Here is a 26,611-nt window from a genome sequence, read left to right as displayed (position 1 = left end):
GCGCCTACGATTGTAGCCATTGGTGCAGGACTTTCGGAGGCGAAAATGAGAGAGATTTCTTCGGATATCACCTTTGAGGTGGCGGCGGATCAGGTCGCTTCGGTGCTCGTGGCGCGCAGCACGCGTCTGACCGTGCGCTGCGGCGCGGTATGGGTCACGCGCAGCGACGACACCGCCGACTACTGGCTCGAGCCGGGCCACACGCTGCGGCTGCGGCGCGGCGAGCGCCTGTGGATCGGCGCGGAGCAGGGCGGCGCGGCCTGGGTGGCGTTCGCGGCGCCGGCGCGCGTGAGCGAGCGCATCGTCGATTGGGCCACGCGTCTCGCGGCGCGCTGGGGGATTCATGCGCGCGACGGGTGGCGGACCGTTTGAGCGAAGGTCGCTCAAGGGGCTCGGCGCGCTTGTCCTGAATTAGGTAAACTTCGGGGATCATGTGCGCCACCCCGGTTTCAGTCCCCCCAGTTTCATCCGACCCCGCCTTGCCGGGTGAGCGCTTCGCGCCGCCCATCGTGCGCTGGCGCGGCAACGAGCCCTACCAGGCGAGCTTCGACGCCATGCGCGAATTCACCGCGCAGCGCGACGCGCAAACGCCTGACGAACTCTGGCTCGTCGAACATCCCCCCGTCTTCACGCTCGGCCAGGCCGGCAAGCCCGAGCATCTGCTCATTGCCGACAGCGGCATTCCGCTCGTGCAGATCGACCGCGGCGGCCAGATCACCTATCACGGGCCGGGCCAGGTGGTGGCCTATCTGCTGCTCGACCTCAGGCGCCGCAAGCTGATGGTGCGCGAGCTCGTCACGCTCATCGAGCAGGCCGTGATCGAAACATTGGCGGCGTATAATCTCGCGGGCGAGCGCAAGGCGGGAGCCCCCGGGATTTACGTGCCAGAAGGCGCATCCGGGCTCAGCGCAGCGCATGTGGGCGCCAAGGTCGCGGCGCTCGGCCTGAAGATCAGCCACGGCTGCAGCTACCACGGCGTGAGCCTGAACGTCTCGATGGACTTGAGCCCGTTCCTCGCGATCAATCCGTGCGGCTACGCTGGCCTCGAAACCGTCGACATGGCCACGCTGGGCGCTCAGGCGCCCTGGCACGACGTGGCCGCCACGCTGGCGGCCCGACTCGAGGCGAATCTCGCGGCACATTGGGATTCGACCCTTGCAGCAACGCTTTCGGTGGCCGAAGCGGCTGCCTCAGACCCTTTAGCCGAAGCGGCTGAAAGGGAAACGGCCGCTGACGCGGCAGTAAGCGGGCAACCGCATCAACCGCAGGCCGGCGTTACCCCGGCGGCCTGACTGGATCGAAACGAATGACTGACGTAACCGCGAACACCGCTGCTAATCCTGCTGCAGGCACTCCCGCCGACGCCGTTCCCTACGACGCCACCGCGAAACAGAAGGCGCAGGCCAAGACCTCGCGCATTCCGATCAAGGTCATCCCCATCGAGAAGCTCAAGAAGCCCGAGTGGATCCGCGTGAAGGCGGCCACCGGCAACTCGCGCTTCTACGAGATCAAGAACATCCTGCGCGAGCACAACCTGCATACGGTGTGCGAAGAGGCGAGCTGCCCGAACATCGGCGAATGCTTCGGCAAGGGCACCGCGACGTTCATGATCATGGGCGACAAGTGCACGCGCCGCTGCCCGTTCTGCGACGTCGGCCACGGCCGTCCCGATCCGCTCGACCCGGACGAACCGGCGAACCTCGCGCGCACCATCGGCGCGCTCAAGCTCAAGTACGTCGTGATCACGAGCGTGGACCGCGACGACCTGCGTGACGGCGGCGCCGGCCACTTCGTCGAATGTATCCGCCAGGTGCGCGAGCAGTCGCCGGAAACGCGCATCGAGATTCTCACGCCCGATTTCCGCGGCCGTCTGGATCGCGCGATTTCGATCCTCAACGCCGCGCCGCCCGACGTGATGAACCACAACCTCGAAACGGTGCCGCGCCTCTACAAGGAAGCGCGCCCCGGTTCGGACTATGCGCACTCGCTCAAGCTCCTGAAGGACTTCAAGGCGCTGCATCCCGAGGTTGCGACCAAGTCGGGCCTGATGGTGGGCCTGGGCGAGACGCCGGAAGAGATTCTTCAGGTCATGCGCGACCTGCGCGAGCACGACGTCGACATGCTGACGATCGGCCAGTATCTCCAGCCTTCCGAGCATCACCTGCCGGTGCGCGAGTACGTGCATCCCGACACGTTCAAGATGTACGAGGAAGAGGCCTACAAGATGGGCTTCACGCACGCGGCCGTGGGCGCGATGGTGCGCTCGAGCTATCACGCCGACGTGCAGGCGCATGGGGCTGGCGTGGTCTGATTAGCCGCCGCCGTATCGCACATAAAGAGCCCGCTGAAAAGCGGGCTTTTTTTCGTCCGTTGCATCCACTCCCGCACGAAAAGCAATGCTCCAGCGGCGTCATTAGCTATCGCGGATAAATTAGAACCGCGCGCCGCCAGACTCCCTATAGTCGGAACCTTCTATCACTCGAACGTCGTTCCGCCGGAGTCTCCCGATGAGCCATCGCGTCCTTTCCTCACTGCACCGTACGCGCGCCCACGCCTTCGAGCGCGTGAGCGCCGCGCGCCGTTCCCGTGCGCTCATCCCCGCGCTTGCCGCGGCTTCGGCCCTGCTGGCCGCCGCGTTCGCCGCGCCGCGCGCGCACGCCGAAACGCACGAGGTCGTGATCGCGTATCAGGACATGGTGGTGCCCTGGCGCTATGCGCAGGCCACCGGTGCGCTCGAGCAGGCAACGGGCTACAAGGTCACCTACCGCAAGCTCGCAAGCGGCGCCGATGTGGTCCGCGCGCTCGCCTCGGGCTCCGTGCAGCTCGGCGAGGCCGGTTCGAGCCCCATCGCAGCGGGCCTTTCGCAGGGCGTGAACCTCTCGCTGTTCTGGATCCTCGACAACATCAACGACGCCGAAGCGCTCGTCGCGCGGGACGGCTCGGGCGTGACGAGCGTCGCGGGCCTCAAGGGCAAGACTATCGGCGTGCCGTACGTGTCGACGTCGCACTTTCACACGCTCGTTGCGCTGCAAAACGCGGGCGTGGATCCCGCCGCGGTGAAGATCGTCAACCTGCGTCCGCCCGAGGTCGCGGCGGCGTGGCAGCGCGGCGACATCGACGCGACCTATATCTGGGACCCCGTGCTCGCGAAGGTGAAGAAGAACGGCAAGGTGCTGATCACGTCGGGGCAGGTGGCGAGAGCCACGGGCAAGGCGACCTTCGACGGTTTCGTGGTCGACCGGCGCTTTGCAAAGGATAACGAAGCATTTGTCGCGAAGTTCGTGCAGGTGCTGGCCGCCGCCGATGCCGACTACAGCGCGCACCGGGCCGCCTGGAACGCGGCGTCGCCGCAGGTGCAGGCCGTGGCGAAGGTGTCGGGCGCGGACGCGCAGGACGTGCCGGCGAGCCTCGCGCTCTATGCCTTCCCGACGCCCGCCGAGCAGGCCTCGAAAACCTGGCTCGGCGGCGGCGCGCAATCGGGCGCGGCGCAGTCGCTGCTCGCGACCGCGACCTTCCTCAAGGCGCAGGGCACGATCCAGACCGTGCTGCCCGACTACTCGGTGGGCGTCGATCCGCAATTCGTGCAGCGCGCCGCCGCGCACTGACGCATCGGCCGGATACGCGAAGGAGGAGCAACGATGAGCACGCTGGAGATCCGCGATCTGAGCGTCGTCTATGAGGGCGCGCACCGGGGCGACGCGCCGAACGTGGCGCTCGCCAACGTCAATCTCGAGGTGGCGAGCGGCGAGTTCGTGGTCGCGCTTGGCGCCTCGGGCTGCGGCAAGACCACGCTGTTGAACTGCATCGCGGGCTTTGTCGACCCGGCGCAGGGCGAAGTGCGCGTGAACGGCGCGCGCGTGGTCGGCCCTGGGGCGGAGCGCGGCGTCGTGTTCCAGAAGCACGCGCTGCTGCCGTGGCTCGACGTGCTCGATAACGTCGCGCTCGGCTTGCACTTTCGGCGCGTGGCGAAGGCCGAGCGCGAGCGCATCGCGCGCGAGCAACTCGCGCTCGTTGGGCTCGAGGACCACGCGCGCTCGCGCGTCTATGCGCTCTCGGGCGGCATGCAGCAGCGCGTGGGCATTGCGCGCGCGCTCGCGAGCGACCCCGAAGTGCTGCTGATGGACGAGCCGATGGGCGCGCTCGACGCCATGACGCGCGAGTCGGTGCAGACGCTCGTGCTCGACGTCTGGGCGCGCACGCGCAAGACGGTGTTCTTCATCACGCACAGCGTCGAGGAGGCGCTCTTTCTCGCGACGCGCGTGGTGGTGATGACGCCGGGGCCCGGCCGCATCGAGCACGAGTACGAAGTGCCGTTCGCGCGGCGCTATCTGCGCACGCGCGATGCGCGTGCGGTGAAGTCGTCGCCCGATTTCATCGAATGGCGCGAGCGGCTCGTGCGGTTGCTTCATGCCGATGCCGGCGAGCCGGCGCTCTCGTGACCTTGGCGCGACGTGCGCAGGGGCCGCGAACTTGCTGAATATGTTGAAGGGAAAGGTGAAATCATGAGCGTGCCGCAGGAGGCGCATGGGGACGTCGCGTTGGCGGCGAGCGGGGTTGGGGCCTTCGATGCCGCAGTGGCCGCAGTCCAGGCCGAAGCGCTGGCAGGGTCTTCGGATCGTGCGCGGCTGGCATCCGCCGGCCGGGGCACGTCCATTGATCGCCCGCGGACCGCGCCCGCCGCCCGGCGCGCGAGCATCCGCCGCATGCCCGGCGAAGGCCCGACAGCGGGCTTGAGCGCCGCCTCGGTGGCCGCGCTCGCGCTGCTATGGTGGCTGGCCACGCATCTGCACTGGCTGCCGCCGTTGTTCCTGCCCACGCCCGAGGCGGTCTGGCAGGCTTTCGTCGACGCCTGGCACGGCCGCATCCAGGGCGGCCTGCCGCTCTCCGAGCACCTGTTCTGGAGCACGCTGCGCGTGTTCGGCGCGTTCGCGCTCGCGGCGGTGACGGCGATTCCCGTCGGCATCCTGATGGGCGTGTCGCGCGTCGCGCGCGGCTTGCTCGATCCGCCGCTGGAGTTCTACCGGCCGCTGCCGCCGCTCGCCTACCTGCCGCTCGTGGTGATCTGGTTCGGCATCGACGAGACCGCCAAGCTCGTCGTGATCTGGCTTGCCTGCTTCGCGCCCATCGCGATGGCCGCGCGCGCCGGTGCGAAGAGCGCCAGCGTCGAGCAACTGCGCGCGGCGGCCTCGCTCGGCGGCAGCTTCACGCAGATCGTCCGTTTTGTCGTGCTGCCCGCCGCGCTGCCTGAGATCCTCACGGGCCTGCGCATCGCCATCGGCTTTGGCTGGACCACGCTTGTCGCCGCGGAGATGGTGGCCGCCACGGCGGGCCTCGGCCAGCTGGTGCTCAACGCGTCGAGCTTCCTGCGCACCGACGTCGTCGTGATGGGCATTGTGCTGATCGGGCTGATCGCCTGGGGCTTCGATCTCGGCATGCGCGCGCTCGAGCGTCGCCTCGTGCCGTGGAAGGGGCGCGGCTGACGTTGCGCGTCCAGAATCCGGAAACCCGGACACCACCCGGGCCGGATTTCTGGAAACCCAGATTCACCGCACGTTGCTGAGACAAAAAAGCCTTGTAAATCAAGGCTGTTGGCGTTGTGCGTCGCTGGCATCAACCTTGCGAAATAGAAAGCGCGCGGCAACCCCAGCCGCGACAAAAAAACAGTAAGGAGACAGCCGATGTCCGATCCCTATTCCCGGTTTCGCTGATCCCCCCGTTTCGACCTGTCGCGGCCTTGCACGGCCATCGGCTCAACCTATTTGCGGGATTCCATCGTGAAGAAACCTCTGCACAAAGTCCTTTACGTCCAGGTGATCGTGGCGATCGTCATCGGCGTGGTGCTCGGCCACTACTGGCCGGCCATCGGCATCGACATGAAGCCGCTCGGCGATGCCTTCATCAAGCTCATCAAGATGGTGATCGGGCCGATCATCTTCTGTACCGTCGTGACCGGTATCGCCGGCATGGAGGACATGAAGAAGGTGGGCCGCGTGGGCGGCAAGGCGCTGCTCTACTTCGAGATTGTCTCGAGCTTCGCGCTGCTGCTCGGCCTGATCGCCACGCACGTGCTCAAGCCGGGCGCGGGCTTCAACGTCGACGTTCACACGCTCGACGCCAAGGCCGTGGCCAGCTACGCGGAGAAGGCGCACGGCCAGAGCACGGTCGATTTCCTGATGCACATCATTCCGGACACGATGTTCTCGGCATTCGCGCAAGGCGAGATCCTGCAGATCCTGTTGATCGCGCTGCTGTTCGGCGCAGTGCTCGCGCAGCTGGGCGAGCGCGGCCGCGTGGTGACCGAGTTCATCGACAGCGTCTCGGGCGTGCTGTTCGGCGTCGTCAAGATCGTCACGAAGCTTGCACCGATCGGCGCGTTCGGCGCGATGGCCTTCACGATCGGCAAGTACGGCGTGGGCTCGCTCGTGCCGATGCTCAAGCTGATCGGCACGTTCTATCTCACGTCGATCGTGTTCGTGCTGGTGGTGCTCGGTGCGATCGCGCGCTTCACGGGCTTCTCGATCATCCGCTTCGTTTCCTACATCAAGGAAGAGCTGCTGATCGTGCTGGGCACGAGCTCGTCGGAGTCGGCGCTGCCGCAGCTCATGCAGAAGCTCGAGCGCCTCGGCTGCTCGCGCTCGGTGGTGGGTCTCGTGGTGCCCACGGGCTACTCGTTCAACCTTGACGGCACCAACATCTACATGACGATGGCGGTGCTCTTCATCGCCCAGGCGACCAACACCGACCTCACGTGGACCCAGCAGCTCACGCTGCTCGCGGTGACCATGCTGACCTCGAAGGGCGCGAGCGGCGTGACCGGCGCGGGCTTCATCACGCTCGCGGCCACGCTCGCCGTGGTGCCGACCATCCCGCTCTCGGGCATGGTGCTGATCCTCGGCATCGACCGCTTCATGAGCGAGTGCCGCGCGCTGACCAACATCGTCGGCAACGGCGTGGCGACGGTCGTGGTCTCGGCATGGGAGAAGGAGCTCGACCGCAACAAGCTGCGCGCCGCGCTTTCGGGCCAGGCCGAGGAAATGAAGGAGAGCGCGGGCGCGTAAGCCCGTGCGTTCAAGGCGACGCACTTAAGCCCGTGTGATTAAGCGCAGGCGGCGCGGTGTGCAAGGTGGCGGTGGCCGCCGCACCGCACCGCGTTGCCGGCGCACCAGGCCGAGCCGCGCCGCGCCGCACCGGGCCGAGCCGAGCCGCGCCGCGCCGCACCGCACCGCACCGCCCGCCCGCCGCCGCCGCGCCGTGCCGTGCCGTGCCGTGCCGTGCCGCCGCCGCTCGCAAGCTCCGCCGTACCAGCTTTCGCGGCGCGCGCCACTGGGCGGCGCCCGCGGCTTTCTCTGCGTCTGCCGTGGCGATCCGCCCGCCAGGACCTTCCCGTTTTTCCCAGCCCTGTTCCCCGGCACTGTCCGTTTCTCACCGTAGGCCGCCTCGCACGGTAAGCGTGTGCCACAATTCCAGCCATCCCCGCACGATCATCCGGAAGCCTCATTCGTGACGCGTCGCCTCATCCTGTTGTTCGCGCTCGCCGTCGGGCTCGCGGCGGTGTGCATGCTCGCGTGGTCGCTCTCGTGGCAGACCGGCGTCGACGCGCTGCGCCGCAACGCCGCCGTGCGCAACGACCGCACGACCGCCGCGCTCAAGAGCACGCTCGAGCGTTACGAGTCGCTGCCGTATCTGGTGGGCGCGCATCCGCTCGTGCAGGACGTGCTCGCCGATCCGAAAGCCGACTGGGTGGCGCAGGCGAACCGCTATCTCGAGGACGTGAATCGCCACGCGCGCGCCACCACGACCTACATCATCCGCGCCGATGGCTTGTGCATCGCCGCGAGCAACTGGCGCGGGTCGGACAGCTTCGTGGGCGTGGAGTACCGCTTCCGGCCGTACTTCATCGAGGCGGCGAAAGGCGGCGTGGGGCGTTTCTTCGGCATCGGCACGATCTCGCACGATCCGGGCTACTACATTTCGCAACCGGTGCGGCGCAACGGCAAGATCGTCGGCGTGGCCGTGGTGAAGCTCAATCTCGAATGGTTTCCGGGCTCGGATGCGTCCGAGCCGCTGCTCGTCACCGATGATCACGGCGTGATTTTTCTCTCCTCGGTGCCTGCATGGAAGTACCGCACGGTGCGCCCGCTGCAAGCGGACGTGGTGGCGTCCATCGACGAGACGCGTCAGTACGCGCGCCAGGACATCGCGCCCTTGCCCGTGAGCGTGGAGCGCGTGCTGGAGGGCGGCGCCGATATCGTGCGCATCGGCAGCGGCCTGCGCGCCCCGCGTTACCTGGAGACGCGCCGCGGGCTAGGCGAACCGGACTGGCATCTCGTGACGATGTCGCCGGTCGATCCGGTGCTGGACGCCGCGCGCAACGTGACGATCATGACGGGCTTCGGCTACGTCTCGGTGTGCCTGCTGGCGTTTTACTGGCGCATGCGCCGCGCGCGCGTGCGGGAGGTGCTGCGCAGCCGCGCGATGCTGCAAAAGGCCTATGCGATGCTCAACGACCGCGTGGCCGAGCGCACCGCCGATCTCTCGCAGGCCAACGAGCGGCTGCAGCGCGAGGTGGCCGAGCGCACGCGCACGGAAGCGGAGCTGCGCGCGACCCAGGACGAGCTGATTCAGGCGAGCAAGCTGGCGGCGCTCGGGCAGATGGCGGCCGGCATCACGCACGAGCTGAACCAGCCGCTCGCGGCGCTGCGCAGCTTTTCCGACAACACCCGTGTGTTTCTTGAGCGCGGCCAGTACGATGCGGCGCACGAGAATCTGGAGGCGATCGGCTCGCTCACCGAGCGCATGGGCAAGATCGTCAATCAGCTCAAGCTCTTCGTGGGCCGCGCGAAGCCGAAGAGCCAGCGCTCGCCCGTGGCGCGCGCGTTGCGCAACGCACTCGCGCTGCTCGGCAAGCGCCTCGAAGGCGTGGGCATCGCGCTCACCATCACCGATGGCGACGCCGCGAGCGCGCCGCTCGACCCGCACGGCGAGTATCCCGAGCTGGTTGCGCAGTGCGAAGATCTGCGGCTCGAGCAGGTGCTCATCAACCTGATCGGCAATGCGCTCGACGCGGTGGCGGGGATGAGCGCGCCGCGCATCGCGATCGACGTGCGCGCGCTGCCCGCGACGATCGAGATCTCAGTGGGCGACAACGGGCCTGGCATCCCCGCCGATGTCATGCCACGACTTTTCGAGCCCTTCTTCACGACGAAGGAGATGGGGCAGGGGCTGGGCCTTGGGCTTGCGATCTCCTCGTCGATCGCACGCGATTGCGGCGGCACGCTCGCGGCGCACAATGTGGCGGATGGCGGCGCCTGTTTCGTGCTGACGCTGCGGCGCACGCGTGTGAATGCAGCGCTCGCGGCCACCAACGGAAGCGCGATGTCGCCCGCCGAGGCGAATGCGGCAGGAAACACGGCGGCGGCGGGAAATCCGTCGGCGGGAAATCCGACACCGCCCGCGAATGACGCACACCACTGAAATAAGGAAGACGAACGAATATGGTCAGCTCGATGCCCGGCCGGGTGCTCTACGTAGAGGACGACGAACTGGTGCGGCGCGCCGGCGTCCAGAGCCTGCAACTCGCGGGCTTCGACGCGGCCGGTTTCGCGAACGCCGAGGCCGCGCTGCCGCTCGTGGACGCCGAGTTCGCCGGCATCGTGGTGAGCGACATCCGCCTGCCCGGCATGAGCGGACTCGATCTGCTCGCGCAATGCCACGAGCGCGCGCCCGACGTGCCCGTGATCCTCGTCACGGGCCACGGCGACATCTCGATGGCCGTGCAGGCGATGCGCGACGGCGCCTACGACTTCATCGAAAAGCCGTTCGCCTCCGAGCGCCTGATCGAGACGGTGCGGCGCGCGCTGGAGCGTCGCACGCTGATGCTCGAAAACCTCGCGCTGCGCCGCGAACTGGCGGGGCAGAACACGCTCGCGCCGCGCATCATCGGCAAGAGCCCGGCGATCGAGCAGGTGCGGCGGCTGATCGCGAACGTCGCGCCCACCGACGCATCCGTGCTCATCAACGGCGACACCGGCGCGGGCAAGGAGCTGATCGCGCGCAGCCTGCACGAGCTCTCGCCGCGCCGCGACAAGCCGTTTGTGGCCGTGAATTGCGGCGCGCTGCCCGAGCCGATGTTCGAATCGGAGATGTTCGGCTATGAGAGCGGAGCGTTCACGGGCGCAGCCAAGCGGCGCATCGGCAAGCTCGAGCACGCGGCAGGTGGCACGCTCTTTCTCGACGAGATCGAGAGCATGCCGCTCGCGCTCCAGGTGAAGCTCTTGCGCGTGCTGCAGGACGGCGTGCTCGAGCGCCTCGGCTCGAATCAGCCGGTGCGCGTCGACCTGCGCGTGGTCGCGGCGGCCAAGGGCGACATGCTGGAGCACGTCGCGGCGGGCACCTTCCGGCGCGACCTGCTGTACCGGCTCAACGTGGTGACGATCGCGCTGCCGCCGCTCGCCGAGCGCCGCGAAGACATCGTGCCGCTGTTCGAGCACTTCCTGCTGGACGCGGCGGTGCGCTATCAGCGACCCGCGCCGCTGTTGACCGAGCGCGACCGCATGCGCCTCGCGCAGCGCGACTGGCCAGGCAACGTGCGCGAGCTGCGCAACGCAGCGGACCGCTATGTGCTTGGCATTCCCGACGATGTCGCGCCGCAGGCCGCAAGCGGCGCCGACGAGTCCCTGCCGCTCAAGGAGCGTGTGGAGCAGTACGAGCGCGCGCTGATTGCCGATGCGCTGCAGCAGACGCACGGTGCGGTCGCCCAGGCCGCCGAGCGGTTACAGATGGCGAAGGCCACGCTCTACGAGAAGATGCGCCGCTACGGGCTGGTGGCGCGAGGGGAGAGCGACGCGCGTGGGTGATGACCCATGCGGTGAGGCGGGGCAAACAAAAACGGCAGCGGATTGTCCGCTGCCGTTTGCTTTTGAGGCGCCGCCTGGTGTGGTGAGGCGCGGCTCTTAATTGGCGTCAGGTCGCAAGCGCCTTCTGCAGCAGCGCGTCGAGCTCCGCGAACGTCGGCTCGCCTACATAGCGCTTGAGAATCTTGCCGTTGCGGTCGACCACGAAGGTGGTGGGCGTGAGCTGGACGTTGCCGAACTGCTTGGCCGCCGAGCCGTCGTCCATCGCCACCTTGAACGGCAGCTGGCGCGTTTGCGCGTAATTGGCGACGTACATGGGCGCGTCGTAGTTCATCGCCACCGCGACGAATTCGAGGCCTTCGCCCTTGAAGCGGTTATAGGTCTGGATCATCTGCGGCATTTCCTGCATGCAGGTGGCGCAGCTCGTCGCCCAGAAGTTGATGAGATAGACCTTGCCCTTCAGATCGGCGGTCGAGACCTTCTGGCCGGAGAGCAGCGTGAAGGTGGCATCGGGCACGCGCTGCTGGCTGCCGAAGAACGCGAAGTAGCCGGCAATCGCCAACGCGGCGACAACGACCAGGGTGCCGATAGTGCGGATCGCACCGGAGCGCGCCTTCGGGGGAGTCGGGGATGCGGACATGGATGAAGCCTCGGGCGCCTCAGGGCGCGGAAATGAGCTGGAGTATTGTAGCGCCGAATTTCCCGGCATAGCGGTTGTGGCGGCACGGCCGGGCATAAGCAAAGGATAATGTCCCGCGCAGCCAATTCCTCACACTTTTCAGCCGCCACGCTCGCGCCCCATGCTCTTCAACTTTCTCTCCCGCGCCCATCTTTCGCAGATTCTGCCGTCGTCCCGGCGCTCGCCCCTCGCGCGCGCGGCGGCCGCGGGCCTGCTTGCGGGCCTGCTCATCGCCTGTTCGCCCACTTACGACTGGCGCACGATTTCGAATAGCGCGAGCGGCTATAGCGTCGATTTGCCGGCCAAGCCCGGCGCCGACGAGCGCCGCATCGACGTGGACGGCACTCCGATGCGCATGCGGGTCCAGACCGCCGAGGTGAGCGGCGCGGTGTTCGTGATCGGCACGCTCGACCTGCCCGACGCGCAGCCGGCCACGCAGCAAAAAGCGCTGGCGTTCCTGCGCGCGGGGCTCGCGCGCAACGTGGGCGCGGCGCCCGAGGCGCGCACGGTGGCCGTGCCGCTCGAGGCTGGGGGCTCCGTCGAGGGCGTCGACATGCAGCTCGCCGGCAAGGCCGGTGCGAAGGACGAGCCGCGCACGATCCACGCGCGGCTCGTCGCCAAAGGGCCCCATGTCTACCAGCTGGCGATCGTGGGCCGCGAGCAGCCGGCGCCTGAGCAAGTCGATCAGTTCTTCCAATCGTTCAAGCTCTATTGAGTGCCTCTTAGGATTACGGAGCGACAGCCGATTACGGCTGGAAGTGAATGTGCTCTCCTGGGTTTACGGGCTAAAACCCGGATTTCATTGAGGGTTTGCCGGTTACCCACAGGTCCTGTGGGTAACTTTGTGGAAAAAGAGGCTTCGTCGCCCGCAAATGGCGGCGCTGTGGGCTTTTTGTTAGTTTGGCGTGTTTCCCGGCAAATCGTTAAATGTATAAAAATCAATGACTTGCGTTTTGGGTCAAAGCTAAATGCCAATCGTGCATGAAAAAGACGCCAACACGACGATGTGTGCATAAGTCAAGTCTTGACATCCTTTTTTTGATCCGTCTGAAGGTTGGAATTCGGGATTCGGCGGTGGCCGCGCGCAATGCGTGGCCATGGCGAGCATCAGCCGTCGTGAAACGGTCGATCCGCGCCGCTAGTGCGCACTACTGATCACTGAACGCACGCCGGTACTGCACGGCTTCCGCGACGTGCGCGGCCTCGGGCGTGGGCGCACCTGCGAGGTCGGCGATCGTGCGTGCCACCTTGAGCGCGCGGTAGTACGCCCGGGCCGACCAGCCGAAACGCTCGCCAGCCTCGCGCAGCAGGGCTTCGCCCGCGGCGTCGGGGTGGCAGACCGCGTCGGTTTCGCGGCCACTCAGCTCCCGGTTAGTCTTGCCCTGGCGGGCGATCTGGCGCTCGCGCGCCGCCGCCACGCGCGCGGCGATAACCGCGCTCGGCTCGCCGGGCGCGCTCGCGCGCGACGCGATCTCGACGGGCGGCAGTGCGGGAATCTCGATCTGGATGTCGATGCGGTCGAGCAGCGGTCCGGAGAGCTTGCGTCGGTAGCGCGCCGCGGCTTCGGGCGTGCAGCGGCAGCGCCCGGAGGGATCGCCGCGCCAGCCGCACGGGCACGGATTCATCGCGGCGACGAGTTGGCAAGCGGCGGGAAAGTCGGTTTGCCATGCCGCGCGCGAAATGGTGATGGCGCCCGTTTCGAGGGGCTCGCGCAAGGTTTCCAGCACGTGACGGTTGAACTCGGGCAGCTCGTCGAGAAATAGGACGCCTGAATGCGCGAGGGTGATCTCGCCGGGCTGGGGCGGATTGCGTCCGCCGATCAGCGCCGCCGCGCTGGACGAGTGGTGCGGTGCGCGAAACGGCCGCCGGCGCCATTGCTGGGGCGAGAACCCCAGCGCGCTGGAGGACAGCAGCGCGGCGCTGGCGAGCGCCTCGGCGTCGGTCATCGGCGGCAGGAGCCCGGGCAGGCGTGCGGCGAGCATCGACTTGCCCGCGCCGGGCGGCCCGACCATCAACAAATGATGGCCGCCGGCCGCCGCGACTTCGAGCGCGCGGCGCGCGCCGCGCTGGCCGATGACGTCAGCCATGTCGGGCTGCGGCATGCCGGGCGCCGCGCCGAGTGCCGGGGCGCGCATGGGCGCAAGCCGCGCGTCCGCCTCGCCCGCGAGGTGAGCGCAGAGCGCGCGCAGGTCGGCGACGCCATAGACATCGACGCCTGGCACGAGCGCGGCCTCGGCGGCGTTGTCGGCGGGGAGGTAGAGCTCGGGCGTGCGCAGGCAAGGGGCAACAGCGCTTGCTTGCGTGTGTGCCGACTGCGAGCCATGCGATTCAGGCGCATGCAATACACAATCGGCGCCGCCATGCGCGCGCGCCGTGCCGCACGCCATCGCGAACGCGCCACGCATCGGGCGCACGGCGCCCGAAAGCGAGAGCTCGCCCGCGAACTCGCGCGCATGCGTGAGCGCCGTGGCAGGAATCTGCCCGCTCGCCGCGAGAATGCCGAGTGCGATGGGCAAATCGAAGCGGCCCGACTCTTTCGGCAGGTCGGCCGGCGCGAGATTGACGGTGATACGGCGCACGGGAAACTCGAAGCCGCAATTCGACAGCGCGGCGCGCACGCGCTCGCGGCTTTCGCGGACTTCGAGATCGGGCAGGCCGACGATAGAGAACGACGGCAGCCCGTTGGCGAGATGAACTTCGACGGTTACATCAGGCGCGCGGCCAGCAGCCGGCGCGCGGCTGCGCACCACGGCAAGCGACATGGAGATCTCCGGAAAGGGGGCGCATGAACGGTCAGCGGCGGGTGGTTGCCGCGGACAACCTTCATGCGCCAGGCTGGTGAGGCGCGTGCCCCTTTACGGTTCCATTGCGGAACGGTTACGGCTCGCTTGCCTCGGGGCCGCTCATTCGCGCGAACGGGCTCCAGGTGCGCATGGGATTGTTCAGGACGACTGGCCAGTCACCGGCAGCTTCTGTTCGAGCTCGGCCACGCGGCGCTCGAGCTCTTCGAGGCGCTGGCGCGTGCGCACGAGCACTTGTGTTTGCGCGTCGAATTCCTCGCGCGTGACGAGTTCGAGCTTCGAAAAGCCTTGCGAGAGCATGGCGCGCACGTTGCGCTCGACGTCGCGCGCCGGCGAATTCTTCAGAAGCTCGCTGACCTTCGATTGCAGATCGTTGAACACATCGTTCGGCTGTTTCATTCGGTTCCCCTTACTACATCAATTCGCTGCACAAAAGATGTGCAGACTTCGTTTCGATTGTGCCTCGCTTCGAATCGTGACCGATCTTGGTGCGAGACCCGCGAGGCTTGTATTGCCCGTGAACGCAACTGGTGCACGATGCGGCTGCCACGTGCCTGCGGCGCCGCAACACGCGCGCACGGGCCGCCACCTGTCCCACATGCCCTTGTGTGCGCGTGCGATGCCTGAGCGCCGGGCTTGCCTGCCTGAAAACACTCTAGCAACGATCGACAGGCGCCGCCACCGCGCAACGCCAGCGCTGGCCGTTCGGCCAGGACTTCGCTGGCGGCCGCTCATGCCCGCGTGGCGCGGGTTGGCGCGCGTGGACCGGCATTGTCCACGGCTTGTGCGGATCGTGCATCGAGGCGCGTCAGAAAAGATGCCGGAACAAACTGGCACGCGTGTTGCTAATACTCCGGGCGCACCGAAAAACGGCTGGCTCGCGGTGCGCCAGCGGGGCGAGACCCGCGCCGCCGGCGCCCGTCGCAAGATTGAAAACGGGATGAAAGCAATTAATAGCAACCGCAGCGAGGACTAAATGAAACTGATCACCGCCATCATCAAGCCGTTCAAGCTCGATGAGGCGCGCGAGGCCCTATCGGCCATCGGCGTCTCGGGAATCACGGTCACCGAAGTCAAGGGCTTCGGCCGTCAGAAGGGCCACACCGAGTTGTATCGCGGTGCGGAGTATGTCGTGGACTTCTTGCCCAAGGTCAAGATCGAAGCGGCCGTATCAGACGACATCGTCGAGCAGGCCATCGAGTCGCTCGAGCGCGCCGCCCGCACCGGCAAGATTGGCGACGGCAAGATTTTCGTCACCCCCATCGAACAAGTCATTCGCATCCGCACCGGCGAGACCGGCGCGGACGCCCTGTGATCGCCTGACGGCGTCCCTGAGACAGCGATACGAGAGAGACAAGAGGAAACCGAGATGCGCAAATATTTGATGTCCCTGCTGATGGCCGGCTCGCTGATGGCCGGCGGCGTCGGCGCGGCGCTGGCCGACGATGCGTCCGCGCCCGCCGCCGCTTCCGCGCCCACTGCGTCCGCGTCCGCCCCTGACGCTTCCGCCGCTGCCGCGGCCTCCGCACCCGAAGCCGCCGCCGCATCGGCCCCGGCTGCCGCTGCCGCCTCAGCACCCGCCGCCGCAGCCGCAAGCGCGCCGGCCGACGCCTCGGCTGCAGCCGCCGCCGCCGCGCCCGCGGCGCCGACCGCGCCGTTCTCGGTCGACTCGTCGAAGATCAATTCGGGCGACACCGCGTGGATGCTCACCTCCACCGCCCTCGTGCTGTTCATGACGATCCCGGGCCTCGCGCTCTTCTACGGCGGCATGGTCCGCAAGAAGAACGTGCTCGCGACGCTCATGCAGAGCTTTGCGATCACCTGCGTCGTGACGGTGATCTGGACGGTGGTCGGCTATAGCCTCGCGTTCACGCCGGGCGGCTCGTTCATCGGCGGCTTCTCGCGCGTCTTCCTCGCCGGCATGAACTACATCCACGGCGACAAGGCGACGACGCTCACCGTGAGCCACCTCGCGCCGACCATCCCCGAGACCGTGTACTTCGTCTATCAGATGACGTTCGCGATCATCACGCCGGCGCTCATCACCGGCGCGTTCGCCGACCGCATGAAGTTCTCGGCGATGCTCGTGTTCATGTCCCTGTGGTCGATCATCGTCTACTCGCCGATCGCGCACATGGTGTGGGAGCCGACCGGCTGGCTCGCGAGCGCGGGCATCCTCGACTTCGCGGGCGGCACGGTGGTGCACATCAACGCCGGCATCGCGGGTCTCGTGTGCTGCCTCGTGCTCGGCAAGCGCGTGGGCTATGGCCGTGAAGTGATGGCGCCGCACAACCTCGTGCTCACGCTGATCGGCGCGGCCATGCTGTGGGTGGGCTGGTTCGGCTTCAACGCGGGCTCGGCAGTCGCGGCAGACGGCCGTGCCGGCTTCGCGATGCTCACGACCCAGATCGCCACCGCCTGCGCGGCGCTCGGCTGGATGTTCGCGGAGTGGATCGCCAAGGGCAAGCCTTCGGTGCTCGGCATCGCTTCGGGCGCCGTGGCGGGTCTCGTGGCGGTGACGCCGGCATCGGGCTTCGTCGGCGTGATGGGCGCGATCGTGATCGGCGTGGTGGCGGGCGTGGTCTGCTTCTGGTCGGCCACCTGGCTCAAGCACAAGTTCAACTATGACGACTCGCTCGACGCATTCGGCGTGCACGGCATCGGCGGCATCATCGGTGCGCTCCTGACCGGCGTGTTCGCGGTGAAGGACATCGGCGGCGCCGACGGCAGCCTCATCCTCCAGGCCAAGGGCGTGCTGACGACTCTCGTCTACAGCGGCGTGGTGAGCTTCATCCTGCTCAAGGTCATCGACATGGTGATGGGTCTGCGCGTCTCCGAAGAAGAAGAGCGCGAAGGCCTCGACGTGGTGCTGCATGGCGAGCGCGTGGAGTAACAAGCGTGCCGCGCGCTCCGGCGCGCGGTTCGCAGTACGATTCACAGTGCGCTTTACCGTACGTCTGGCAGCGCATGACGCAGGTTTGCAGCCAGTTTGAAGTGGCAAGCAGTAACGAGTAGCACGGAGTACAGCGACTTGGGCCCGCCTTTATGGCGGGCCCTTTCTTTTTCCGGGCACAGGCGTCGGGCTTGCGGGAATAGCCCCGGTTTCGTCTGCGTTAGCTTTAGTGTCCCTTCTTTTCGTGTGTCTCCATTGCGCGGGACCACGCGCGCGGTCCAGAATGGGTATTCGATATGGATAGTGCGGGACGCCCGGTCAGGGGCGCCCGGCGAGGGACGCCCGGCGAGGGACCCGTAGCCGGGGCCGGCGGGACGTCGAGTAACCCTATGGCCAGTAAGGGAAAAGCCGACTTGCAAACGCCGCAGTCGTCCCCAGATAAGCTCCCGGTTTCCCTACCCTCAATCAGCTTTTGTCCGCGAGTATTACCTTATGGTCCCGCATCTGGTTACGGCGTTGAACGGTCCGCTTCTCGAGCTCGAGCAGCGCATCCTCGACGCGACGCCGTCCATCGAGCGCTGGTTCCGCCTTGAATGGATGGAGCACACGCCGCCGTTCTATTGTTCTGTGGACCTGCGCAACGCGGGGTTCAAGCTCGCGCCGGTCGACACCAATCTGTTTCCCGGCGCCTTCAACTGCCTGCCGCAGGAAGTGCTGCCGCTCGCCGTGCAGGCCGCCATGGCGGCCATCGAAAAAATCTGCCCGGATGCCAAGAACCTGCTCGTGATTCCCGAGATGCACACGCGCAACGCGTTCTATCTGGAGAACGTCGCGCGGCTGGCCACCATCATGCGCCAGGCCGGTCTGAACGTGCGCTTTGGCACGCTCGACGAAACCATCGCCGGGCCGGTCACGATCTCGCTCGCGGACTGCCAGAAGATCGTGCTCGAGCCGCTCGAGCGCTCGCAGCGGCGCCTGGGGCTCAAGAACTTCGACCCGTGCTCGATTCTGCTGAACAATGACCTCTCGGGCGGCATTCCGCCGGTGCTCGAGAACCTGCACGAGCAATACCTGCTGCCGCCGCTGCACGCGGGCTGGGCGGTGCGCCGCAAGTCCACGCACTTCTCTTGCTATGACGACGTGGCGAAGAAGTTCGCGAAGATGGTCGGTGTCGATCCGTGGATGATCAATCCGTACTTCGCGCACGTGGAAGGCGTCGATTTCGAGGCGCGCACGGGCGAGGAGAAGCTCGCCGCCTCCATCGACGCGGTGCTCAAGAAGATCGCGAAGAAGTACCGCGAGTACGGCATCACCGAAAAGCCCTACGTGGTCATCAAGTCCGATGCCGGCACCGACGGCCGTGGCGTAATGACCGTGCACGACGCCTCCGAGGTCGCCGCGCTCACGAAGCGCGAACGTGCGAAGATGTCGGCCACGAAGGACGGGCTGGAAGTGCGCGACGTGATCGTGCAGGAGGGCGTCTACACGTTCGAGCATATCGGCGACGAAGTAGCCGAGCCGGTCGTCTACATGATCGACCGTTACGTGGTGGGCGGCTTCTACCGCGCGCACGGCAGCCGCGAGCGCGACCAGAACCTGAACGCGCCGGGTATGCACTACGTGCCGCTCGGCTTCGAGCACACCGCGCTGCCGGACACGCGCGCGAAGCCGGGCGCCGCGCCGCCCAACCGCTTCTACATGTACGGCGTGGTCGCGCGTCTCGGGCTGCTTGCGGCGTCGGTCGAGCTGGAGAAGACCGACCCCGAGGCGATCCAGGTGTAAGCACCGCGCGCACCGCTTTTCGGACAATTCAACGCAGCGCCCGCCCCGAGCGGGCGTTGCCGTCATAACACCAGGCATCCAGCAGGGACAAGGCAGGGACGATATGGATATTCTCTTCATCGCCGATCCGCTCGAGCGGTTCAAGATCTACAAGGACTCGACCTACGCGATGATGGCCGAGGCCGCGAAGCGCGGCCACACGCTGTTCGCGTGCGAGCCGCAGCATCTGGCCTGGGTGAACGGCCGCGTCGAGGCCGACGTGCGGCGCTTCGAGATCGTCGGCGACACGGCGGACCTGCATCGCGAGACCTGGTTCAAGGCCACGCCCGACGCGCGCGAGCTCACCGGCTTCGACGCGGTCATCATGCGCAAGGACCCGCCGTTCGACATGGAGTATGTGACCTCCACGTGGCTGCTCGAAATCGCCGAGCGCGCGGGCGCGAAGATCTTCAACAAGCCCCAGTCGATTCGCGATCACTCGGAAAAGCTCGCCATCGGCGAATTTCCGCAGTTCGTCGCGCCCACGCTCGTCACGCGCAGCGCGGCGCGCCTGCGCAAGTTCCACGAAGAGCATCAGGACGTGATCCTCAAGCCGCTCGACGGCATGGGCGGCATGGGCGTGTTCCGCGTGAAGGCGGATGGCATGAACCTCGGCTCGATCATCGAGATGCTGAGCCACGACGGCGCGCGCAGCGTGATGGCGCAGAAGTTCATCCCTGAGATCAAGGCGGGCGACAAGCGCATCCTGCTGATCGGCGGCGAGCCGGTGCCGTATTCGCTCGCGCGCATTCCGCAGGGCAACGAGGTGCGCGGCAACCTGGCGGCGGGCGGGCTGGGCGTCGCGCAGCCGCTCACCGCGCGCGACCTGGAGATCGCCAGGGCGCTCGGGCCGACGCTCGCGGCACGCGGCCTGCTGCTCGTGGGGCTCGATGCGATCGGCGACTGGCTCACCGAGGTCAACGTCACGAGCCCGACGTGCTTTCGCGAGATCATGGAGCAGACCGGTTTCGACGTGGCCGCGATGTTCGTCGACGCGCTGGAGCGCGCGGCGGCCTGAGCGCCACGGGTGGAGGGTGGGCTCGAATCACGGCTTGCCACGCTTGATTCGAGCCGCTGTGGCAGCATTTAGCCGATGTGAACGCGCAAATCCAGTGAGCAAAATCGCATGGTCTGCGCGAAAATGACCCTGCTACAATGCCGCGAGCCTGCGTTCCGGGCTGGCTGTCCAGTGTGCCGCGAGGCATGCCGGAACGGCCGCGCGGCGCGGGTTCCGACCCTGCTGGCCCACGGCTGGCCGCAGGCTCGGCGCTGCCGGACACGATCGATGGGATCGATGGGATCGGCGCCGGCCGGGAAGCGTCCGGCATCAACCGAAGCCGCTAATTGCAGTCAGGCTGAAATGAAACTACCTTCATGCTCCTTTTGGTCGCTGCCCCCCGAGGGGGTGTCAGTCGTCCTGGGGCGGCCCGGCGAGTACTGACATGGCAGGAATTCTGATCATCGCCCACGCACCGCTCGCCACCGCGCTGCGCGAGTGCATCGCCCACATCTATGGCGGCTGCCCTGCGCGCATCGGCGCGCTCGACGTGCTGCCCGATAGCGATCCCGTCCAGGTGGTTGCCGAGGCCACGGCCGAAATCGAGCGTCTGCGCGAGGAGAACGGCGCGCTCGTGCTCACCGACATGTTCGGCGCCACGCCTTCGAATATCGCCGCCCGGCTTGCTACCGTGCCTGAGGTACGCGTGCTGGCGGGCGTCAACCTGCCGATGCTCGTGCGCGCCGTCTGCTACCGTACGACGCCGCTCGACGTGTTGGTGGAAAAGGCGCTCGCAGGCGCGAGCAAGGGCGTTCAGGCGATCGGGCCGAGCACGCCGGCACCCGCCGAATGCGCTTGCGCGCCTACGCCGTGCGCCGAAGCGGCCGCCGATGCCTTGGCCAAGGCCGCGGCAGGCGGGGTGGAGAGCGGCCAGGCCGCGGCCTGCCTGCCGCTTGGCGCACTCAAGCCCGCTGGCGCGGCTTGAGCGGGCGCTGAGTGGGCCAAGCCGACGCATGGGCGGAACGCGGCGATTTCGCCGCCCGCGGCTGCGCGCAGCGCCCTCGTACGGTAAAACGCACCGTTGGCACCACTGGCATCATCAACGCATCGACGCGAAGGGACATGCAGCGCGCGTGTCCCGCGCGTGCGACGCACAATCACTGAGCATCACATCAACACACTGCGCCTGGATCGACGAACTATGCTGCAACAAGAAACGACCATCGTGAACAAACTCGGCCTGCATGCGCGCGCGTCGGCGAAGCTGACGCAGCTGGCGGGCAACTATCAGTCGGAAATCTGGATGAGCCGCAATGGCCGCCGCATCAACGCCAAGAGCATCATGGGCGTGATGATGCTGGCGGCGGGCATCGGCAGCACGGTGCTGATCGAAACCGAAGGCCCGGACGAGGGCGACGCCATGAGCGCGCTGCTCAAGCTCATCGCCGATAAATTCGGCGAAGGCCAGTGAGCTGCGCGCTTCGGCGCGCCATGGCGTCCCGGCGCTGGCCGCCGGCCTGACGCTTATTTCGCGTCACTGACCATTACTGACTGGTAACGGCCGCGGCATCGACTGCCGCACCCGACCTCCATGACGCCGCGCTTACGCGCGGCGTTTTCGTTGCTGGATACCGTGCGCGAAGCGTAAGGCGCAGTGCGGCGGCGCGAAAGCTCGCAATCCCTTATGGCAAGGGCTGTTGGGCAACATCGGAACGCTGCGGAATTTATAATGAAACCCGGGGTCTGAGAGAGCGCATTGCAGCGGTTTGCCGCGGCATCACATAACCAGAGGAGGTGCGCGTGCCGTTCACGCTGCATGGAATTCCCGTATCACGCGGTATTGCCATCGGGCGAGCGTATCTGATCGCCCCGGCTGCGCTCGACGTCGACCATTACCTGATCGAGCCGCCGCAGATCGAAGGCGAAATCGAGCGCTTTCGCGCCGGGCTCGCGCTCGTCGAGCGCGAGCTCGATACGCTGCGCGCCGACCTCGCCGCCGACGCGCCCACCGAAATGGGCGCCTTCATCGACGTGCACCTGATGATCCTGAACGACGTCATGCTCGTTCAGGAGACCATCGACCTCATCCGCACGCGGCGCTTCAACGTGGAGTGGGCGCTCACCGAGCAGCTCGAGCGCCTCACGCGCCACTTCGACGACATCGAGGACGCCTACCTGCGCGAGCGCAAGGCCGACATCGAGCAAGTGGTCGAACGCGTGCTGAAGGCGCTCGCGGGGGCCATGCCGCCCACGCTGCACGGCGGCTGCGACGAGATGATCGTGGTCGCGCACGACATCGCGCCCGCCGACATGCTGCAGTTCAAGGGGCAGACGTTTCAGGGCTTCGTCACCGATCTGGGCGGGCGCACCTCGCACACGGCGATCGTCGCGCGCAGCCTCGGCATTCCGGCCGCCGTGGGCGTGCAGCAGGCGAGCGCGCTGATTCGCCAGGACGACCTCATCATCGTCGATGGCGACCACGGCGTGGTGATCGTCGACCCCGCGCCCATCGTGCTCGAGGAGTACACCTACCGGCAAAGCGAGATGGCGCTCGAGCGGCGCAAGCTGCAGCGCCTGAAGTTCTCGCCAACGCAAACCTTGTGCGGCGCGAAGATCCAGCTCTACGCGAACATCGAGCTGCCCGAGGACGCCCAGGCGGCGCTCGACGCGGGCGCGACGGGCGTGGGCCTGTTTCGCACCGAGTTCCTGTTCATGAACCACAAGGACCAGTTGCCGGAGGAAGAGGAGCAGTTCATCGCGTATCGCCGCGCCGCCGAGCTGATGAACGGGCTGCCGGTGACGATCCGCACGATCGACGTGGGCGCGGACAAGCCGCTCGACGCGATGACTGCCGGCGACGGCTACGAGACCGCCGCAAACCCGGCGCTCGGCCTGCGCGCGATCCGCTGGAGCCTTTCCGAGCCGCAGATGTTCCTCACGCAGTTGCGCGCGATCCTGCGCGCATCGGCGTTCGGCACGGTCAAGATCCTGATCCCGATGCTCGCGCACGCGCAGCAGATCGACCAGACGCTCGACCTGATCCGCGAAGCCAAGCGTCAGCTCGACGACGCGGGGCTCGCCTACGATCCGAACGTGCAGGTGGGCGCGATGATCGAGATCCCGGCGGCGGCGCTCGCGCTGCCGATGTTCCTGCGGCGCCTCGATTTCCTCTCGATCGGCACCAACGACCTGATCCAGTACACGCTCGCGATCGACCGCGCCGACAACGCCGTGGCCGATCTCTACGACCCGCTGCATCCTGCCGTGCTGCAGTTGATCTCGCATACGCTGCGCGAGGCGAAGCGCGTTGGCGTGCCGGTTTCGGTGTGCGGAGAGATGGCGGGCGATCCGCAGCTCACGCGCTTGCTGCTCGGCATGGGGCTCACCGAGTTCTCGATGCATCCGAGCCAGCTGCTCGTGGTGAAACAGGAGATCCTGCGCTCGCAGCTCAAGGCGCTGGACAAGCCCGTGGCCGACGTGCTGGCCGCCTATGAGCCGGAGGAGCTGGAGGCGGCGCTCGGGCGGCTCGCGCACGCTTAGCTCACCCTTAGCATTGGCAAGAGCCGCAGTCAGCTTGCAACGCTCGACAAGAAAAAGCCCCGGTGCAGTTCAGCCGGGGCTTTTTGTTATTTATCGCCAGCAAGGCGTGCTCAGGCGTGCCGCTCGCCGCAGACCGGGCAATCGGGCTGACGCGCGACGCGCATCGTGTTCCACTCCATGCGCAGCGAGTCGAGCATCATCAGCCGGCCAATGAGCGGCGTGCCGATGCCGCCGATCACGCGCAGCGCCTCGGCCGCCTGCATCGCGCCAATGATCCCCACCGTGGGCGCGAAGACGCCCATCGTCGCGCATGCCACTTCCTCGAAGGGCTGATCCTCGGGGAACACGCAGGCGTAGCAGGGCGAGGCCGCATCGCGGAAATCGAAGGTGCTGATCTGCCCGTCAAAGCGCAGCGCCGCGCCCGAGACGAGCGGCACGCCGTGCTTCACGCATGCGCGGTTGATGGCGTGGCGCGTGGCGAAGTTGTCGGTGCAATCGAGCACGACGCTCGCGCCCGGCACGTGCGCGTCGAGCCATGCATCGTCAATGCGCGCCTGCACGGCGTTGACCTTCACCTCGGGATTCAGGCGCGCGATCGCATCGCGGCCCGACTCGACCTTCGCGTGACCCACCGACGCCGTCTCGTGCATGATCTGCCGCTGCAGGTTGGTGAGGTCGACGGTGTCGTTGTCGACGAGGGTGAGCGTGCCTACGCCCGAGGCCGCGAGATACATGGCCGCGGGCGAGCCGAGGCCGCCGGCGCCGATCACGAGCGCATGCGCGTCGAGAAAGCGCTGTTGCGCCTCGATGCCGATCTCGTCGACGAGGATATGGCGGGAATAGCGGAGGAGTTGGTCGTCGTTCATCGCGATGCGCACGGGGCTTGGGCGCGGCGACGGGCGTAAGAGCCGTGACGCGCGCCGTGAGTACAGAGTGCTTATTGTACTGGCGCGGGGCGCTTCGTTCTCGCGGCCCATGTTGCGCGGGCCGCGAGGCAGGGGGCAGGTAATAGCGAGCAAGCCGCGAGCAAGCGGCGGGGCAAGCTGCGCTCAGGCAGCTTGCCGGCTACCCGCGTTACTTCGCCGGTGCGGAAGCCGCAGCGGGAGCGGAGGCCGCAGCGCCAGGCACCGTCGAGGCAGACGGCTTCACGGCGATCGGCGCGGAAGCCGAGGTAGGCGGCTTCTCCTGCGCGAGACGGCGCTCCATCGGCGACTTCGATTCCGTCACCGGCTTGCCCTCGAGCTTGTTCAGCGCCTGCTGGAGCATGAAGTCGTCGGGCGTGCCGAACTCGACCGGCTTGCGGTCGCGGTCCTTCTGGCGCTGCTCCGGCGTCTTCTTGTCGTTCTGCTCCTCGAGCTGGCGCAGCATGTCCATGCGCTCCTGCTCGCGCACGTCCTGCTCCTTCTTCTCGTCCGGATCCTGCGTGTTCGCGAGGTGGTTCTGGTAGTCCACTTCGCGCGTGACGAGTGCGTCGTCCGGATCGCCGTCGGCGTACTGGTCGACCGCGATGTCAGGACGGATGCCCTTGTTCTGGATCGAGCGGCCGCTCGGCGTGTAGTAGTACGCCGTGGTCAGGCGCAGCGCCGTGTCGGCCGTCATCGGGCGCACGGTCTGCACCGAGCCCTTGCCGAAGGTCGTCTTGCCGACGATAAGCGCACGCTTCTGGTCCTGCAGCGCGCCGGCCACGATTTCCGACGCCGACGCCGAATAGGCGTTGGTCAGCACGACCATCGGCACGGTCTTGAACTCGGCCGCCTCGCCCTTGAGCGGATCGCCGTCGAACGACGGCAGGCGGTAGTTCTCATAGGTGTCGCGATAGACCTGCTTGGAGTCCGGGATCTGGCCGTTCGTGGAGACCACGACCGAGTCCGGCGGCAGGAACGCGCCCGCCACGCCCACGGCGCTCTGCAGGAGGCCGCCGCCGTTATTGCGCAGGTCGAGAATGAAGCCCTTCAGGTTCGGCTCCTGGCGCGCGATGTCTTGCAGCTTCGCGGCGAGGTCGGGGACCGTGCGCTCCTGGAAGCTCGTGATGCGCACGTAGGCATAGCCTGGCGCCAGGATCTTCGACTTCACGCTCTGCACCTTGATGATGGCGCGCGTGATGGTGAGCGGGAAGGTGCGGTCGTCGGTCTTGCGGAAGATCGTGAGCGTGACCTTCGTGCCCGGGTCGCCGCGCATCTGCTTGACGGCCTGGTCGAGCGTCATGCCGCGCACGGGCTTGTCGTTGATACGCGTGATGAGGTCGCCCGGACGGATGCCGGCGCGGAACGCGGGCGTGTCCTCGATCGGCGAAATGACCTTGATCAAGCCGTCTTCCGACGAAATCTCGATGCCGAGGCCCGCGAAGCGGCCCTTGGTCTGTTCCTGGAGCTCTTGATAGTCGGTCTTGTCGAGATACGACGAGTGCGGGTCGAGGCTCGAGACCATGCCCTTGATGGCGGCGGTGAGGAGCTTCTTGTCGTCGACCGGCGTGACGTACTCATGCTTGATCTGGCCGAACACCTCGGCGAAGAGCCGGAGCTGGTCGAGCGGCAGCGGCTCGATCACGGTTTGCTGGGTTTGTTGCGCCGAAGCGGAAATCTGCAGGGTGGCAAATACGCCGGTCGCGAGGCCAGCAGCGATCAGGCCGATGTTTTTGAGGTTCTTTCGCATAGAGGTTGTTGCGTGCGGTCGAAAGGCGCGTGGCAGCGTCTAATGGAAAAGCGACGGACAAGTATAACTGCACACCTGCCGCGTCTGTGTATAAGGCGCGATCGATCCCGATGGAGCAGGCGCCCACGAGGGCGATTCGAGCGGCGATGCGGGGACGAACGTTGCGGGTTCGACAGTCCGAACCTGCCGGGGTTCGCACGTTGCGTGCCGCGAAGCCTTGCTGGGCGCGGGGCTGGCGCGAAACTGACGCTGCGCTGGCCGCGGGTTGGCGGCGAGTTGGCAGATTTGTCAGCGAAGGTGGAAAGGCGGAAGGATGGATACGCTTTTAGCGCAATTGCTGCGCGGATCACGCGCATCGTGCGCCTGATCCGCGAC

At 67.0% G+C, this 26,611-nt stretch carries 23 protein-coding genes; 18 read left to right on the top strand and 5 right to left on the bottom strand.

Annotated features, from left to right (window positions below; translation table 11 throughout):
* Nucleotides 1-45 precede the first annotated feature (45 nt).
* From E1956_RS01690 to E1956_RS01650, 9 genes are all read left to right on the top strand, one after another.
* On the top strand, nucleotides 46-372 hold the full coding sequence (locus E1956_RS01690; protein WP_134746855.1) for a DUF2917 domain-containing protein: 327 nt from the start codon (nucleotides 46-48) through the stop codon (nucleotides 370-372).
* Nucleotides 373-431: 59 nt separating this feature from the next.
* Nucleotides 432-1,292, top strand: coding sequence for a lipoyl(octanoyl) transferase LipB (gene lipB / locus E1956_RS01685; RefSeq protein ID WP_134746853.1), 861 nt, complete (start codon nucleotides 432-434; stop codon nucleotides 1,290-1,292).
* A gap of 14 nt (nucleotides 1,293-1,306) precedes the next feature.
* Entirely contained in the window at nucleotides 1,307-2,311 is a 1,005-nt protein-coding gene (lipA, locus tag E1956_RS01680; protein WP_134746851.1) for a lipoyl synthase, read from the top strand.
* Nucleotides 2,312-2,507: 196 nt separating this feature from the next.
* Entirely contained in the window at nucleotides 2,508-3,605 is a 1,098-nt protein-coding gene (gene tauA / locus E1956_RS01675) for a taurine ABC transporter substrate-binding protein (RefSeq protein ID WP_134746849.1), read from the top strand.
* 33 nt (nucleotides 3,606-3,638) lie between these two features.
* On the top strand, nucleotides 3,639-4,439 hold the full coding sequence (locus E1956_RS01670) for a taurine ABC transporter ATP-binding protein (protein ID WP_134746847.1): 801 nt from the start codon (nucleotides 3,639-3,641) through the stop codon (nucleotides 4,437-4,439).
* A 264-nt stretch (nucleotides 4,440-4,703) separates the two neighbouring features.
* Nucleotides 4,704-5,480 carry an ABC transporter permease subunit gene (locus tag E1956_RS01665; protein WP_232071334.1) on the top strand — a complete coding sequence of 259 codons (777 nt, stop codon included), beginning with the start codon at nucleotides 4,704-4,706 and terminating at the stop codon, nucleotides 5,478-5,480.
* 291 nt (nucleotides 5,481-5,771) lie between these two features.
* Nucleotides 5,772-7,058: a dicarboxylate/amino acid:cation symporter gene (locus E1956_RS01660; protein WP_134750259.1), complete on the top strand. Its 1,287-nt coding sequence runs from the start codon at nucleotides 5,772-5,774 to the stop codon at nucleotides 7,056-7,058.
* A gap of 394 nt (nucleotides 7,059-7,452) precedes the next feature.
* Entirely contained in the window at nucleotides 7,453-9,474 is a 2,022-nt protein-coding gene (locus E1956_RS01655) for a sensor histidine kinase (RefSeq protein WP_472802073.1), read from the top strand.
* Nucleotides 9,475-9,494: 20 nt separating this feature from the next.
* A complete protein-coding gene (locus tag E1956_RS01650) occupies nucleotides 9,495-10,856 on the top strand; it encodes a sigma-54-dependent transcriptional regulator (RefSeq protein WP_134746844.1) in 1,362 nt (453 codons plus the stop codon).
* Nucleotides 10,857-10,962: 106 nt separating this feature from the next.
* On the opposite strand, the gene E1956_RS01645 is transcribed toward E1956_RS01650, so the two are convergent.
* Nucleotides 10,963-11,493, bottom strand: coding sequence for a TlpA family protein disulfide reductase (locus E1956_RS01645; protein WP_134746842.1), 531 nt, complete (start codon nucleotides 11,491-11,493; stop codon nucleotides 10,963-10,965).
* Between the two features lie 160 nt (nucleotides 11,494-11,653).
* On the opposite strand from E1956_RS01645, the gene E1956_RS01640 reads away from it, so the two are divergent.
* Nucleotides 11,654-12,247 carry a hypothetical protein gene (locus E1956_RS01640; protein ID WP_134746840.1) on the top strand — a complete coding sequence of 198 codons (594 nt, stop codon included), beginning with the start codon at nucleotides 11,654-11,656 and terminating at the stop codon, nucleotides 12,245-12,247.
* Between the two features lie 433 nt (nucleotides 12,248-12,680).
* Here the strand turns inward: E1956_RS01640 and E1956_RS01635 are convergent, their stop codons facing one another.
* Together E1956_RS01635 and E1956_RS01630 are read right to left on the bottom strand one after the other, a co-directional pair.
* Nucleotides 12,681-14,294, bottom strand: a complete 1,614-nt coding sequence (locus E1956_RS01635) for a YifB family Mg chelatase-like AAA ATPase (RefSeq protein ID WP_134746838.1) — start codon at nucleotides 14,292-14,294, stop codon at nucleotides 12,681-12,683.
* Nucleotides 14,295-14,474: 180 nt separating this feature from the next.
* Nucleotides 14,475-14,732, bottom strand: coding sequence for an accessory factor UbiK family protein (locus tag E1956_RS01630; RefSeq protein ID WP_028217123.1), 258 nt, complete (start codon nucleotides 14,730-14,732; stop codon nucleotides 14,475-14,477).
* 418 nt (nucleotides 14,733-15,150) lie between these two features.
* On the opposite strand from E1956_RS01630, the gene E1956_RS46015 reads away from it, so the two are divergent.
* The 8 genes from E1956_RS46015 (at nucleotide 15,151) to ptsP (ending at nucleotide 23,584) form a co-directional block, all read left to right on the top strand.
* Nucleotides 15,151-15,309, top strand: a complete 159-nt coding sequence (locus tag E1956_RS46015) for a hypothetical protein (RefSeq protein WP_167759958.1) — start codon at nucleotides 15,151-15,153, stop codon at nucleotides 15,307-15,309.
* On the top strand, nucleotides 15,310-15,648 hold the full coding sequence (locus tag E1956_RS01625; RefSeq protein WP_028217122.1) for a P-II family nitrogen regulator: 339 nt from the start codon (nucleotides 15,310-15,312) through the stop codon (nucleotides 15,646-15,648).
* A gap of 54 nt (nucleotides 15,649-15,702) precedes the next feature.
* Nucleotides 15,703-17,226 carry an ammonium transporter gene (locus E1956_RS01620; RefSeq protein WP_167759957.1) on the top strand — a complete coding sequence of 508 codons (1,524 nt, stop codon included), beginning with the start codon at nucleotides 15,703-15,705 and terminating at the stop codon, nucleotides 17,224-17,226.
* 492 nt (nucleotides 17,227-17,718) lie between these two features.
* The gene (gene gshA, locus E1956_RS01615) at nucleotides 17,719-19,008 is read left to right on the top strand and encodes a glutamate--cysteine ligase (protein WP_134746836.1); all 1,290 of its coding nucleotides are present in this window, start codon (nucleotides 17,719-17,721) and stop codon (nucleotides 19,006-19,008) included.
* Nucleotides 19,009-19,111: 103 nt separating this feature from the next.
* The gene (gene gshB / locus E1956_RS01610; protein ID WP_134746834.1) at nucleotides 19,112-20,065 is read left to right on the top strand and encodes a glutathione synthase; all 954 of its coding nucleotides are present in this window, start codon (nucleotides 19,112-19,114) and stop codon (nucleotides 20,063-20,065) included.
* Nucleotides 20,066-20,489: 424 nt separating this feature from the next.
* The gene (locus E1956_RS01605; protein ID WP_134746832.1) at nucleotides 20,490-21,029 is read left to right on the top strand and encodes a PTS sugar transporter subunit IIA; all 540 of its coding nucleotides are present in this window, start codon (nucleotides 20,490-20,492) and stop codon (nucleotides 21,027-21,029) included.
* Nucleotides 21,030-21,245: 216 nt separating this feature from the next.
* On the top strand, nucleotides 21,246-21,515 hold the full coding sequence (locus tag E1956_RS01600) for an HPr family phosphocarrier protein (protein WP_028220027.1): 270 nt from the start codon (nucleotides 21,246-21,248) through the stop codon (nucleotides 21,513-21,515).
* A gap of 329 nt (nucleotides 21,516-21,844) precedes the next feature.
* The gene (ptsP, locus tag E1956_RS01595) at nucleotides 21,845-23,584 is read left to right on the top strand and encodes a phosphoenolpyruvate--protein phosphotransferase (RefSeq protein ID WP_134746830.1); all 1,740 of its coding nucleotides are present in this window, start codon (nucleotides 21,845-21,847) and stop codon (nucleotides 23,582-23,584) included.
* Between the two features lie 110 nt (nucleotides 23,585-23,694).
* On the opposite strand, the gene E1956_RS01590 is transcribed toward ptsP, so the two are convergent.
* Both E1956_RS01590 and E1956_RS01585 read right to left on the bottom strand, forming a co-directional pair.
* On the bottom strand, nucleotides 23,695-24,450 hold the full coding sequence (locus tag E1956_RS01590) for a HesA/MoeB/ThiF family protein (RefSeq protein WP_134746828.1): 756 nt from the start codon (nucleotides 24,448-24,450) through the stop codon (nucleotides 23,695-23,697).
* Nucleotides 24,451-24,658: 208 nt separating this feature from the next.
* On the bottom strand, nucleotides 24,659-26,236 hold the full coding sequence (locus E1956_RS01585) for a S41 family peptidase (RefSeq protein ID WP_134746826.1): 1,578 nt from the start codon (nucleotides 26,234-26,236) through the stop codon (nucleotides 24,659-24,661).
* Nucleotides 26,237-26,611 lie beyond the last annotated feature (375 nt).

The organism is Paraburkholderia pallida (genome assembly GCF_004524855.1).
Classification (GTDB): Bacteria; Pseudomonadota; Gammaproteobacteria; order Burkholderiales; family Burkholderiaceae; genus Paraburkholderia; species Paraburkholderia oxyphila.
The sequence above is the reverse complement of the archived record's forward strand: the minus strand, read 5'-3'. Positions and strand labels throughout refer to the sequence as shown.